General features: G+C 70.0%; 9 protein-coding genes. 8 read left to right on the forward strand and 1 reads right to left on the reverse strand.

All coding sequences use genetic code 11. The features are described from left to right. Positions 1-2 precede the first annotated feature (2 nt). The 8 genes from VHA73_01910 to VHA73_01945 all read left to right on the forward strand — a co-directional run bounded on the left by VHA73_01910 (position 3) and on the right by VHA73_01945 (position 12,757). Positions 3-1,706: a hypothetical protein gene (locus tag VHA73_01910; GenBank protein ID HVX16761.1), complete on the forward strand. Its 1,704-nt coding sequence runs from the start codon at positions 3-5 to the stop codon at positions 1,704-1,706. Next, positions 1,703-4,057: an ABC transporter permease gene (locus VHA73_01915; protein HVX16762.1), complete on the forward strand. Its 2,355-nt coding sequence runs from the start codon at positions 1,703-1,705 to the stop codon at positions 4,055-4,057. Before VHA73_01910 ends, VHA73_01915 begins: the two co-directional genes overlap by 4 nt. After that, complete coding sequence (locus VHA73_01920) at positions 4,054-6,396, forward strand: ATP-binding cassette domain-containing protein (protein ID HVX16763.1); 2,343 nt, start codon at positions 4,054-4,056, stop codon at positions 6,394-6,396. The genes VHA73_01915 and VHA73_01920 overlap by 4 nt, the downstream gene beginning before the upstream one ends. Positions 6,397-6,425: 29 nt before the next feature. Beyond that, on the forward strand, positions 6,426-7,793 hold the full coding sequence (locus VHA73_01925) for an FAD-dependent oxidoreductase (protein ID HVX16764.1): 1,368 nt from the start codon (positions 6,426-6,428) through the stop codon (positions 7,791-7,793). 154 nt (positions 7,794-7,947) lie between these two features. Continuing rightward, complete coding sequence (locus VHA73_01930) at positions 7,948-9,225, forward strand: ammonium transporter (protein HVX16765.1); 1,278 nt, start codon at positions 7,948-7,950, stop codon at positions 9,223-9,225. 55 nt (positions 9,226-9,280) lie between these two features. Then, a complete protein-coding gene (locus VHA73_01935) occupies positions 9,281-9,619 on the forward strand; it encodes a P-II family nitrogen regulator (protein ID HVX16766.1) in 339 nt (112 codons plus the stop codon). Between the two features lies 1 nt (position 9,620). Further along, on the forward strand, positions 9,621-11,990 hold the full coding sequence (locus tag VHA73_01940) for a [protein-PII] uridylyltransferase (GenBank protein HVX16767.1): 2,370 nt from the start codon (positions 9,621-9,623) through the stop codon (positions 11,988-11,990). Positions 11,991-12,025: 35 nt separating this feature from the next. Further along, the gene (locus tag VHA73_01945) at positions 12,026-12,757 is read left to right on the forward strand and encodes an NUDIX hydrolase N-terminal domain-containing protein (protein HVX16768.1); all 732 of its coding nucleotides are present in this window, start codon (positions 12,026-12,028) and stop codon (positions 12,755-12,757) included. Between the two features lie 60 nt (positions 12,758-12,817). Here the strand turns inward: VHA73_01945 and VHA73_01950 are convergent, their stop codons facing one another. Beyond that, on the reverse strand, positions 12,818-13,150 hold the full coding sequence (locus VHA73_01950) for a hypothetical protein (GenBank protein HVX16769.1): 333 nt from the start codon (positions 13,148-13,150) through the stop codon (positions 12,818-12,820). Positions 13,151-13,155 lie beyond the last annotated feature (5 nt).

A 13,155-nucleotide genomic window follows, 5' to 3' on the forward strand; every position in this document is an offset into this window, starting at 1 on the left:
ACATGCAGCCCACCGTGTGGTCCCGGATTCTTCGGGGCTACGGGCCGATGGCCGTGCTGGCTCTACTGATCGTGCTCGTCGCCATCATCGTGCCGTCGAAGGCGAAAGAGACGCAGGCGAAGACCAGCGACAACTACAACGCGTACGGCGACAACAGCGCCAGCGGATCCGGGTCGGGCTCCGCCGGCGACACGGGGTCGGCATCGGGCGACACGACCCCGAGCGGCGCCGCGGCGACGGGGGGTGGCAGCGGCGGCGGTAGCGGCGGTGGCTCGGGTGGCGGCGGTGGTTCGGCGCCGACGAGCCGCGGCAGCGGGGTGTTGCCTGCGGGCACCACGGCGTGCCCTGGGCGGGCGAAGCAGGTCACCAATGACCCGTACTCGCCGCCGTGCATCGCCTTCAGCTCAGCTGGCGGCAACGGCGGGGCGACGTATCAGGGTGTCACGTCGACCGAGATCAAGGTCGCGTACCGGCAACTCAACGAGCAGGGCTTCCAGCAGACGCTCGCCTCGATCGCCGGCGGCAAGCTGCTCGATTCGGCGGCCGACGTCAAGCGCACGATCAACACGCTCGTCACTTACTTCAACAAGAACTTCCAGTTCTACGGCCGCAAGATCGTCATCGACTACTACAACGGCGTCGGTTCGAACACCACCGAGCTGCTCGGCGGCGGTGTCGACAAGGCGCAGGCGGACGCCACCACGGTGGCCTCCCAGATCAAGGCGTTCGCCGACGTGTCGGCCACCAGTGAGCCTTACTCGGATGCCTTGGCGCGCAAGAAGGTGTTGGCGCTCGGCGATCCGTACATGTCGGCGAAATGGCACACCGATCATGCGCCGTACACCTGGTCGGTGGCGGTCGACGGCACCACCGTCACCGAGGAGGCCGCCAACTACTACCTGAAGCGGCTCGCGGGTGGCAACGCGACGTACGCCGGCGGTGACTTGAAGGGCAAGCCCCGCAAGCTCGGCACCTTCGCCCCGGAGAACCCCTGGTACCAGGAGTCGGTCGACCGAGGTCGCGCCATCCTGCAGAACGCCGGCGTCAGCCCCGGCACCAACTACAAGTACCAGCTCGACCTCAGCACCATGTCGAATCAGGCCGCCGGGCTCGTGCCGAAGCTGAAGTCCGACGGCATCACCACGATCTTGTGCGGCTGCGACCCCGTGATGATGGTGTTCATGACCTCCGCGATGGCGCGGGCCAACTACTTCCCCGAGATCGTGCTCACGGGTGTGGCGCTCACGGACTTCGACGTGGTCGGCCAGCTGTGGGACCAGCGAGTGGCCGCCCACGCCTTCGGCATCAGCCCGCTCGAAGCGCCGGTCGCGTCGACCCAGACCATTGGCTACAAGGCCTACAAGTCGATCCGCAACGACGAACCGGCGTTCACCGTCGACTTGATCTACCAGCAGCTGTACATGCTGGCGATCGGCATCGAGATGGCGGGCCCGCACCTCACACCGGACACGTACGAGCAGGGGATGTTCCACTACCCGCCCTCGCTCGGTCCGGTGGGCAAGTGGGGGTTCGGCCCGGGCGACTTCACGGGCACGGATGACTTCCGCGAGATCTGCTGGAGCCCCAACGCGATCTCGGCGTACAACTCGAAGAAGGGCGCCTACATCGACCCCAACCCGGGGAAGCGCTACACGGCCGCCACGCTGCCCAAGGGGCCGCCCGGTTGTCCGGTGCCGGCCTCGTGAGCGACCTGCGCGACGCGCAACCAACCGAAGTCGACGTGCCGTTGCTCGCGAGCCCGCCGCCCGACAACGGCTTGCCGCCGGGGCTCGTCGACGGGTGGCGCCGCTACCGCGGGCTCGACAACCGGCTGCAGGCTGCGATCGCGCTCGGCGCCGTCGCCGCGCTCTACGCCATCTTCTACAACTTGCCGGGCTCGGGTCCGTGGCTCTCTGACAAGGCGCCGTTCGGCATCATCGTGCTCGGCTTGGTGCTCGGCGCCATCACCGCGTTCGACGCCGTCGGCCTCATCCTGATCTACCGGGCCAACCGCTTCATCAACTTCGCGTACGCCGCGCCCGGTGCCATGGTCGGCATGATCGGGGTGGGCCTGATCACGGTGCACCACTGGAGCTACTGGACCGTCTTCCCGCTCGCCATCGCGGCGGGCATCTTGGTCGGTGGCCTGGTCGAGCTGATCGTGATCCGACGGTTCTGGAACTCGTCACGGCTGGTGCTGACGGTGGCATCGATCGGTCTGGCCCAGCTCCTCGGCGGCATGGGCTTCCTGATCGCCAAGCAGATCGGCTTCATCGGTCTCACCGGCGGCTTCAGCAGCCCGATCACGTGGGAGTTCAACCTCGGCCCCGCCACCTTCCACGGCGACCAGGTGCTCATCTTGCTGGTCGTGCCGTGGGTGTTGATCGGGTTGGGCTGGTTCTTGCTCAAGACCGACTCGGGCATGGCCGTGCGGGCGGCCGCAGAGAACTCCGACCGGGCGTTGCTGCTCGGCATCCCGATCCGGCGCCTGTCCACGTTGGTGTGGATGATCGCCGGTGGGCTCGCCACGCTGGCGTTCATCTTGAAGGCTCCCTCGGCTGGGGTGAACCCGGCTGCCGCGCAAGGCGTGGCGGCCACGGCACTGCTGCCCGGACTCGCCGCCGCCGTGCTCGCCCGCATGGAGTCGATGCCGGTCGCGGTGGCGGCCGGTCTCGCCCTCGGGGTGATGGAACAACTGGTGCAGTGGAACTCCAGCTCGCCCACGTTCGTGTGGGTCATGTACCTGCTGGTGATCCTCGTCGCGCTGCTGGCTCAGCGCGGGAAGCTGTCGCGGGCGTTCGACGGATCTGGGTCGAGCTGGTCGTCGATCGGCAACGTCAAGCCGATCCCCCGGGAGCTGCGTCGCCTCCCCGAGGTCCGGATCGGGCGTGGGGTGGTCATCGTGTTGACGGTGGCCGCGCTGATCTGGGTGCCGGCCACGTGGAGCGCCTCCAACCAGTTGCTGGCAGCCATCGCGATCGTGTGGGCCATGGTCGCGGTCTCCCTGGTCGTCCTCACCGGATGGGCCGGCAACATCTCGTTGGGTCAGTTCGCCATCGTGGGTGTGGGCGCGGCGGTGGCCGGCAAGCTCGTGATGGACCACAACCTCGACTTCTTCTTGGTGATGCTGGTGGCTGCCGCGGTCGGCGCGCTGCTGTCGTTGCTGGTCGGGTTGCCAGCCCTGCGGATCCGGGGTTTGTTCCTGGCGGTGACCACGCTGGCGCTCGCCGAAGCGTTCAACGACTACTTCTTGAACCCGGTCAACTCGTTCGGGAGCCTCAAGTTCGATCGGCTGATCCCGAACGACGTGAACCGTCCCGTGATCTGGAACCGGTTCGACATGGCCGGCAACTACACCGCCTACCTCGTGTGCCTCGCGTTCTTGTTCATCGCCATCGGCGCCGCGCGCGGCGTCCGCAAGGCCCGCGGTGGGCGAGTGCTGATCGCCACCCGCGACAACGAGCGTGCGGCGTCGTCGGCCAGCGTGTCGACCAGCACCGCGAAGTTGGTGGGCTTCGTGATGTCGGGCGCCATCGCCGGCGCAGGTGGCGGCTTGTACGTGCTGCTGCTGAACCAGCTCGGCAGTGGTTCGGTCCCCTCGGCCGACAGCCTCAGCGTGTTCTCGTACGCCGTGATCGGCGGTCTCGGCTCCATTGCCGGCGCCCTCGCCGGGGTCTTCTTCTTCAAGTACCTCGAGACCGTGCACGCGCTCGGCGACTTGCGGAACTTCATCACCGGGTTCGTGCTCCTGATCGTGCTGTACGTCATCCCCGGTGGCATCGGCCAGATCATCTTCAACGTCCGAGACCGACTGTTGCGCTACGTCGCGCAGCGCCGCGGCATCGTGGTGCCCAGCCTGCTCGCCGATCGCCGCGACGATGACGAGGGGGTCGTGCGCGGCGCCGCCGACGAGGTGTCGATGCTGGCTGGTGCACTCGCAGCGGAACCGCCAGCCCGCGCCCCCCGCGGCGCGCCACCCCCGCCGCCGCCACCACCACCCGCCAGCGAGGCCGAGCGCGAGACGGTGGGCGCGGGCAAGCCGAGCGCTCCCCGATGAGCATCGACGACACCCTCACCGACGCACCCGTGGCGCCGGCCCGGCCGACCGCGGCGGTGCCGGGAGCCGTGGGGAGCGCGGGGACCTCCGGCGCGCTGCTGTCGACGTCGGGCCTCGACGTGGGGTATGGCCCGGTGCAGGTGCTGTTCAACGTCGACTTCGACGTGCAGCGCGGTGAGATGGTGGCGCTGCTCGGCACCAACGGTGCCGGCAAGTCCACGTTGCTCAAAGCCGTGTGCGGGTTGATGAAGCCCAAGCGCGGCGCCATCCGCTTCGGCGGCAACGAGATCACCGGCCAGAGCGCCGACAAGGTGGCGCGGACCGGCATCTCGCTGATGCCCGGCGGCAAAGGCGTCTTCCCCACGCTGACCGTGGCTGAGAACCTCCGGCTGGCCGGCTGGTTGATCCGCCGTGAGCACAAGCGCTTGCGTGAGGCGAAGGCCCAGGTCGAGGAGCTCTTCCCGATCTTGCGGGAGCGTGCCGGCCAACTCGCCGGCGACCTCTCGGGCGGCGAGCAGCAGATGTTGGCGCTGGGCATGGCCCTCACCACCAAGCCGGAGCTGTTGCTGATCGACGAGCTGTCCTTGGGTCTCGCCCCCACGGTGGTGGGCCAGCTGCTCGAGGTCGTGCAAGAGATCCACCGTCGGGGCACCACGATCGTGATCGTCGAGCAATCGGTCAATGTGGCGCTCGAGCTCGCCGAGCGGGCGGTCTTCATGGAGAAAGGCGAGGTCCGCTTCGAGGGTCGCGCGGTCGAGTTGCTCGAACGCCCCGACATCTTGCGCTCGGTGTTCATCGCCGGGGCGTCGGGCGTGGCCGGCGGTGACGAGCCCGATCAGCCCACCGAGGCAACGCAGTCGGTGGCATCGGACGCCGAAGCCCTCGCCGACCGTCGGGCAGGTCGCGCAGCGGCCTTGGCCGACGCGCCCGAAGTCCTGCACTGCAGCGAGGTCCTCAAGCGCTTCGGTGGCATCCGTGCGGTCGACGGCGCCACCGTGACGGTGCGCCAAGGCGAGATCGTCGGGCTGATCGGCCACAACGGCGCCGGCAAGACCACGTTGCTCGACTGCATCTCGGGCTTCCACGAGATCGACGCGGGCCGCATCGTGTTGCGCGGTGTCGACGTCACCGAATGGGCGCCGCACGAGCGGGCGCGAGGTGGCCTCGGCCGGTCGTTCCAAGATGCGCTGCTCTTCCCGACGCTGACGGTCGAAGAGACCGTCGCGGTGGCGCGCGAGCGTCACTTGGGCTGTCGCGACATGCTGGCCGAGGCGCTCCGCCTGCCGGCGTCGTACGAGAGCGAGCTGGGTGTGTGGACGAAGGTCGACGAGCTCGTCGAGCTGATGGGTCTCGACGCGTACCGCGAGAAGCTCACGGGCGAGCTCTCCACGGGCACGCGCCGGATCGTCGACTTGGCATGCATCTTGGCCCAGGAGCCGTCGGTGCTCTTGCTCGACGAGCCCTCTGCCGGGGTGGCGCAAAAGGAGACCGAGGCGCTCGGCCCGCTGCTGTTGCGGGTCCGTGACCACACCGACTGCGCGATCGTGGTCGTCGAGCACGACATGCCCCTGTTGCAGCACATCTGCGACCACATGGTCGCGTTGGAGCTCGGCGCGGTGATCGCCGAAGGCCCCCCGGCGGAAGTGCTCGAACATCCGGCCGTGATCGAGTCCTACCTGGGCACGAGCGAGGTGGCCATCGCCCGATCCGGCAGCCGTGCCGTCGCCGGCGACGAGGCCGAGGCGGCGGCCGACCCCGCGCGGTCGCAGTGGGACGCACCTGCCGGCGACCGCTCCGCCCGCGACGGTGCCGCCGCCGACCGCCTGGTCGGCCACGACCCGGAGGCAGCCGCAATTGGAGTGGGCGCGTCGGTTGCCGGCGTCGGCCACGATGGCGCCGCACCCGAGTGGGTCGAGCCCGCCGCCGGCGCACACCAGGCCCACTGGGGCACCGAGGTGCCCCCTCCGGACCGGCCGCGTCGCGGCGAACCGGCCACCGACGATCCGGCCTCGCGGCGCGCCGCCACCAATGGCGACTCACGCCCGCCGGCCAGCGTCGCGGCGGCCGCGGCCGCCGCACCTGCGAAGGCGACAGCCAAGACCGCACGGCGGTCCGCATCGGCGAAGGCCGCCGGCGGCGGCGCCCGAGCCGCCGCGCCCCGCAAGGCCACGGCGCGCAAAGCCACGGCCCGCAAAGCCACACCGAGCGTCCGCGCGTCCGGTTCCACCGGCACCGCCGCCAAGGGCGCCAGGAAGGCAACTGGCAAGGCCGCAGGGTCCTCGCCGGCACGCAAATCGGCTGGACGCGCTGGCGCCAAGGGCAAGCAGCCCCCCAAGTAGCAGAGCCGACGTACCACTAGCGTTCGATCATGGCATCGCGTCTGGTCGTGATCGGTGGGGATGCGGCCGGCATGTCCGCGGCCACCAATGCTCGCCGCGGCAACCCGAATCTGGAGATCGTCGTCCTCGAGCAGTCGGAGTGGGTCAGCTACTCCGCGTGTGGCATCCCGTACCTCGCCGGTGGCGCAGTGCCTGGGCTCGATGATCTCGTGGTCCGCTCCCCCGACGAGTTCCGGGCCAAGCACCACATCGACGTGCGGACCTCTCATCGGGCCCGCGCCATCGACCTCGATCAGCGTCGGATCGAGATCCGGGCGGTGGCGAGGGAGCGCACGTTCTGGCTGTCGTTCGATCAGCTCCTGATCGCCACGGGTGCGACGCCCTTCCGGCCAGATGACGTGCCGGGGATCGACGCGGACTGGGTGTACGGCGTGCAGACCCTCGACGACGCGCAGCGCCTGCTTGGCGGGCTCGCGTCGGCTCCACCCCGCGACGTGGTGGTGATCGGCGGGGGCTACATCGGCCTCGAGATGGCGGAGGCGTTCATCGAGCGCGGCGCGCGGGTGACGTTGATCGACCGCGCCGACCACGTGATGGGCACGCTCGACCCCGAGCTCGCCGACCGGGTCCACGACGCGCTCACCGCCAAGGGTGTCACCGTGCGCCTGGGCGAGGAGTTGCGGGCCCTGGAGCCGGCATCCGGCGGCGGGGAGTCGGGCGGCGGCAACGTGGTCACCGACCGGGGCGCCGTGCCCGCCGACCTGGTGGTGCTCGGCATGGGCGTCCGTCCCAACACCGATCTGGCCCGCGAGGCAGGAGTGCCGCTCAGCGCCCGCGGTGCCATCGCCGTCGACCGTCGCCAACGCACGGGAAGCGACGGGGTGTGGGCGGCGGGTGACTGTGCGGCCGTGCACCACCGGGTCTCCCAACAACCCACGCACGTGGCCCTCGGCACGGTGGCCAACAAGACCGGCCGCGTCGCGGGCATCAACCTCGGCGGTGGCTACGCCACGTTCAAGGGGGTGCTCGGAACCGCCATCACGAAGGTGTGTGAGGTCGGCATCGGCCGCACGGGCCTCACCTCTCGGGAAGCGGAGGAGGCGGGGTTCGAGTCCGTCGTCGGCGCCGCCGACACCACCGTGCAGGCCGGCTACATGCGAGCGCCGGGCTTCGCCCATGTGCGCCTCGTGTGTGAGCAGGGCACCGGTCGGCTGCTCGGCGGCCAGATCGTCGGGACCCAAGGCGTGGCCAAGCACATCGACACGGTCGCCACGGCGTTGTGGACCGACCTGACGTGTCACGACTTGATCGACCTCGACCTGTCGTATGCACCGCCGTTCTCGTCGGTGTGGGACCCGGTTCAGCAGGCTGCACGAGTCGCGTTGCGCGCCCTCTGAGCGATCGCGCGCTCGGGTCCGTTCGTCAGATTTCCGTCAGACACGGTTCTCAGTCGTGCAACAAGCGCCACACGGATGCGTAACAACCTGACGCAATCCTGTCGGCAGAGATGCAGGGCGGCGATGACCTCCCTGCCCGACGACGGGAGAAGTGATGGACTTCGGCGTACTGGGAGTGGTGGGAGCGGCACCCTCACTCAACTCGGGTGACACCGCGTGGATGCTGACCTCCACCGCGCTGGTGTTGTTCATGACGCCAGGGCTAGCGCTGTTCTACGGGGGGATGGTTCGGGCGCGCCACGTCCTGGCCATGTTGATGCAGAACATCTTCGCGATGGGCGTGATCGCCATCGTGTGGGTCTTGGTGGGGTTCTCCTTGGCGTTCTCCAAGGCCGGTGACGGCGGTTGGTTGGGGAACCTGTCGCTGTTCGGGTTCCACCACGTCGGGCAGGCGCCTGCCGCGGGGATGACGATCCCGTTCGTGCTGTTCGCGGCGTACCAGATGACGTTCGCCGTGATCACGCCGGCGCTGATCACCGGTGCCACGGCGGATCGCTTCAAGTTCTCGGCCTACGTCGTGTTCATCGCGCTGTGGTCCGTGCTGGTGTACTCGCCGCTCGCCCACTGGGTGTTCGGCGGCGGCTGGCTGGCCGCCCGGGGTGCGCTCGACTTCGCCGGTGGTGCCGTGGTGCACATCAACGCCGGCGCGGCCGCCTTGGCGGTGATCCTCGTGCTGGGGCGCCGTAAGGGGTGGCCCAACCAGGCCATGCCGCCGCACTCGCTGCCGCTGACGATGTTGGGCACGGGCATCTTGTGGTTCGGCTGGTTCGGTTTCAACGCCGGCTCGGCGCTCGGCGCCAACGGCGTCGCTGCCTCTGCGGCCATGAACACGTTCATCGCGGCGTCGGCGGCGATGGTGTCGTGGGTGCTCGTCGAGCGGATCAGGGAGGGCAAACCCACGACTTTGGGTGCTTGCTCCGGCATCGTTGCAGGGTTGGTCGCCATCACGCCGTGTGCGGGCTTCGTCGACACCTGGGCCGCCTTGGTCATCGGTTTGATCGCCGGCGTGGTCTGCGTGCTGGCGCTCGGCCTGAAGAGCAAGTTCGGCTTCGACGACTCGCTCGACGTCATCGGTGTCCACCTGGTGGGCGGGATCGTGGGCTCGATCCTGCTCGGGTTGTTCGCCGACACCACCATCAACGCGGCAGCCGGCCGCAAGGGTTGGTTCGTCGGTGGGGGCGCCGGCCTGTTCGGCGAGCAGGTCCTCGCCGCGGCCACGGCGCTCGTCTTCAGCTTCGTGGTGAGCTACGTGATCGCCAAGGTGCTCGACCTGACGATGGGGATCCGCGTGACCGAGGAACAAGAGGATGCAGGTCTTGACCTGAGCCTCCACGCCGAGACCGCATATCAGCTCGGGGAGCTGGCCCGGTGACCGCCCGGTCAGCAGTTGCGGCTGGGATTCGTCCCATCGAAAGGAAGGCGTTGCGATGAAGTTGGTGTCCGCCATCGTCAAGCCACACAAGCTCGACGACGTGAAAGATGCGCTGAAGGGCCTTGGCCTCCAGGGCCTCACCGTGAGCGAGGTGCGCGGCTACGGCCGACAAGCCGGCCACACCGAGGTGTACCGAGGTGCCGAGTACACCATCGATCTGGTCCCGAAAGTGCGGATCGAGGTGGTCCTCGACGAGGCCGATGTCGCTCGGGTCGTCGACGCCGTCGTCGAAGCGGCTCGCACGGGGTCCATCGGCGACGGCAAGGTGTGGGTGACCAACGTCGAGCAGGTGGTGCGGATCCGTACGGGTGAGCGAGATCTCGAAGCACTCTGACGTGCCTCACGGACCCGACGGGCCGGAGCGGTTGGCGACGGCCAGGTTCCGGGACGCGCGGGCCCAGTTCCTCGCGGACCGTTCGCTCACCGGGCGCGGCTGGGCCGCGGCGATGTCGGGGTTGGTCGACGGCTGGCTCGGGGAGCTGTTCGCGCACGCGACGAAGGAGCAACGCCAGGGCAGCGAGGCCCTGGCGTTGCTGGCGGTCGGCGGCTACGGGCGCGGCGAGCTGTGTCCTGGCAGTGATGTCGACGTCCTGCTCGTCCATCGTGGCCGCCGCGATGTCGCGGAGGTCGCCGAGCGGCTCTGGTATCCCGCGTGGGATGGCGGGTTGCCACTCGGTCACGCCGTCCGGTCGCTCGACGAGACGTTGGACTTGGCCAGCCGCGATCTCGACACCGCCACCGGCCTGCTGACGCCTCGCCTGATCGCCGGCGACGCCCTCCTGGCCACCGAGACGGCCGACGCAGCGCTCGCTCGGTGGCGCAAGCGCGGCCGCCAACGGGTGGCGGAGCTCGCTCAACGGGTCGAAGACCGCCAAGCGCGCTCGGGCGAGGTCGCGTACCTCCTCGAGCCAGATCTGAAGGATGGTCGTGGGGGGCAGCGCGACGTGCACTCGCTGGTGTGGGCGGAGCTGGCGCGACCCTTGCACGCCGAAGGCGACGTCGCGCGGCTCGACGCGGCATACGACGTGTTGCTCGAAGTGCGCGTCGAGCTCCAACGACTGACCGGCCGGCGGGGCAACGTGCTGGCGCTCCAGTATCAGGACGCGCTTGCCGCCGCGCTCGGCGACGCCGACGCCGACGCGCTGATGCGCCGGGTTTCGGCAGCGGCTCGCGCCATCACGTGGACCGCCGACGAGGCCTGGGACCGGGCGCGCTCCTGGCGCGAGGGGCCCGGTGGCTCCAGCGGTCGAGAGCGCTCCCTCGGTCCCGGGGTGGTGCTGTCCGATGGCGTGGTGCACTTGGAAACGGCGGCCGACCCGGCCGGTGACGCCGGTCTGGCGCTTCGCGCCGCGGCGGCGGCCGCAGCACGCGGTACACGGATCGACCGCGCCTCGCTGGCCCGTCTCGCCGAGAGCGCCGCACCGCCGCCCGAGCCATGGCCCGACGACGTGCGTGAGTCGTGGATCGCGCTGCTCGGCGCCGGTCGCCCCGCCGTCGCGGTCATCGAGGCGCTGGACCAAGCCGGCGTGTGGGAGCGCTTCTTGCCGCAGTGGCCGCGTGTCCGCAATCGGCCACAACGCAACGCGTACCACCGCTTCACGGTCGATCGGCACCTCATCGAGACGGCGGTCGACGCCGCGCCGCTGACCGACTCGGTGGCGCGGCCTGATCTGCTGCTGGCCGGCGCCCTCTTGCACGACTTGGGCAAGGGCGACCCGGGCGACCACGTCGTGGCGGGCGTCGAGCTTGCACGGGACGCCGCGTCCCGAATGGGTTTCGACGCTGCCGACACCGAGGTCCTGGCGACGCTGGTGCGGCTGCACCTGCTGTTGCCGGACACCGCCACCCGGCGCGATCCGTCGGATCCGGCCACGGCCGAGCGGGTGGCGGCCGAAGTCGGTTCTGAGCTGGTGCTCGACTTGCTCCACGCGCTGTGCATCGCGGACTCGCAGGCCACCGGCCCGGCCGCGTGGAGCCCGTGGAAGGCCGAACTGATCGCGGAGCTCGTGGCCCGCACGCGCCAAGTGCTCACTGGCGGGCCGCCGCCGGTGCCACCGGTGCAGTTCCCCTCCCCTGAGCAGGCCGCGCTCCTCGCGGCCGGTGTGGTCTCGATCGACGCGTCGGACGACCTCCTCACGGTGGTCGCGCCGGACCGACCTGGTCTGCTCGCGCGCGTGGCCGGCACCCTGGCGCTGCACGGGCTCGACGTCCTCTCGGCGAACGCGGTGAGCACCGGGGAGCGGATGGCGCTCGAGGAGTTCAAGGTCGGACCGGCCGGTGTGGGATCGCGCGATGTGGGCGGCGAGTGGACGCAGCGGTGGCCGAGCGTGCTCGACGACCTCCATCGGGCGATCGCCGGCCAGCTCGCCGTGGACGCCCGAGTGAAGGAACGGGCCCGGTTGTACCCACCGCAACCCCGGGTGCTCGGTGGGCCGGCGCCGAGCGTGGTGATCGACAACGAGGCGTCGCGGGGCTCGACGGTGGTGGAGGTGTCCGCGCCGGACTCGGTGGGGCTGCTGTACCGCCTCACCCGGGCGCTCGCCGAGCTCGACCTCGACGTCCACACCGCCAAAGTGCAGACGTTGGGCGCGCAGGTGGTCGACGCCTTCTATGTGGTCGACGCCGTGGGGGCGAAGATCGACGACCCGCGCTACCTCGCGGAGATCGAGCGGGCGGTCATGGCCGTCGCCGATCCGGGCGGGTAGGGACCGGGGCGGACAGGCCAGATAGCGTGCGGGGGATGGCCGAGGAACCGAGCGCGTCGTCGCCTGACCGGGGAGAGGGTCCGATCTCCGAGGCCGATCTGATCCGGTGGTCCGAAGCGCTGTCGGGGATCGCCCGCACGGGCCTCGGCTTCACCGAGAACCTCTACGAGCGGGAGCGGTTCGAGGAGGTGCTGGCCGTCGCGGCCGACATCCGCGCCAAGTCGGGTCACGGCTACGACCGTGACGCCACCGTCGACGAGTGGCTCCGGACGGTCGGCAAGGGCGTGCCGGGCTACGTCACCCCGAAAGTCGCGATCGGCGCGGTGGTCGGCAACGACCTCGGCGAGATCCTGCTCATCAAGCGAGCCGACTCGGGTGTGTGGCTGTACCCGACCGGTTGGGCCGACGTCGGTTACTCGGCTTCCGAAGTGGCCGTCAAGGAAGTGCGTGAGGAGACCGGCATCGAGATCGAGGTGCGCCGCCTGATCGGCGTGCTCGACGGGATCCGGCTGGGCTTCACGCGGACGCCGTTGTACTCGTTGATCTTCCACTGCCAGGCCATCGGCGGGGAGCTGCGGGCGCATCCGCTGGAGTGCGCCGATGTCGGTTGGTTCTCGCCCGACGACCTCCCCGAACCGCTCGCCGGCGTGCAGCTCTGGGGCGAGCGCGCGTTCGCGGTGCTGCGCGGCGAAGCGGTCGAGCCGGTGTTCGACCTGCCGCGCACACAGCCGTGGCGCGACGGGGATCCACACCCAGGGGTCACGTAGCTCAGCCCGCGTGGAAGGCGCCCTGGCCGGCGGACCGCGGGCGGGTCCGCCGACCCGGCGTCAGGCGTGCCCGACGGTCCCGTCGTCGTTGGTGTCGACCGGGCCCTCGGTGGGCGGGTTCGCGGGCGCTTCCGAGACCGGGTCGGTGCCGCCAGCAGCATCTGCGGCGGCGCCCTCCGCGGTGGCCGCTTGTCCGGTCACGCGGTCCTTGGCCTTCTCGGCGAGCGGGCGGGCCCGTTCCGCGCCCTCGCGAACCTTGCCGGCGGCCTTGTCGGCCAGCGGTTTGGCTTTGTCGGCGCCCTCTCGGGCCAGCTCGGCGGCACGGTCGGCCAACGGCTTGGCCTTGTCCGCACCTTTGCTGATCGTGTCCTTGACCTTGTCGAGCAGTCCCATGAGGG

Source organism: Acidimicrobiales bacterium (assembly GCA_035547835.1).
GTDB lineage: Bacteria > Actinomycetota > Acidimicrobiia > Acidimicrobiales > Iamiaceae > DASZTW01.

Bases quoted from the DNA above. Each gene is read 5' to 3' on its own strand.
- VHA73_01910 (HVX16761.1), top strand. From the start codon at position 3: ATGCAGCCCACCGTGTGGTCCCGGATTCTTCGGGGCTACGGGCCGATG.
- VHA73_01920 (HVX16763.1), top strand. From the start codon at position 4,054: ATGAGCATCGACGACACCCTCACCGACGCACCCGTGGCGCCGGCCCGG.
- VHA73_01925 (HVX16764.1), top strand. From the start codon at position 6,426: ATGGCATCGCGTCTGGTCGTGATCGGTGGGGATGCGGCCGGCATGTCC.
- VHA73_01930 (HVX16765.1), top strand. From the start codon at position 7,948: ATGGACTTCGGCGTACTGGGAGTGGTGGGAGCGGCACCCTCACTCAAC.
- VHA73_01935 (HVX16766.1), top strand. From the start codon at position 9,281: ATGAAGTTGGTGTCCGCCATCGTCAAGCCACACAAGCTCGACGACGTG.
- VHA73_01945 (HVX16768.1), top strand. From the start codon at position 12,026: ATGGCCGAGGAACCGAGCGCGTCGTCGCCTGACCGGGGAGAGGGTCCG.
- VHA73_01950 (HVX16769.1), bottom strand. From the start codon at position 13,150: ATGGGACTGCTCGACAAGGTCAAGGACACGATCAGCAAAGGTGCGGAC.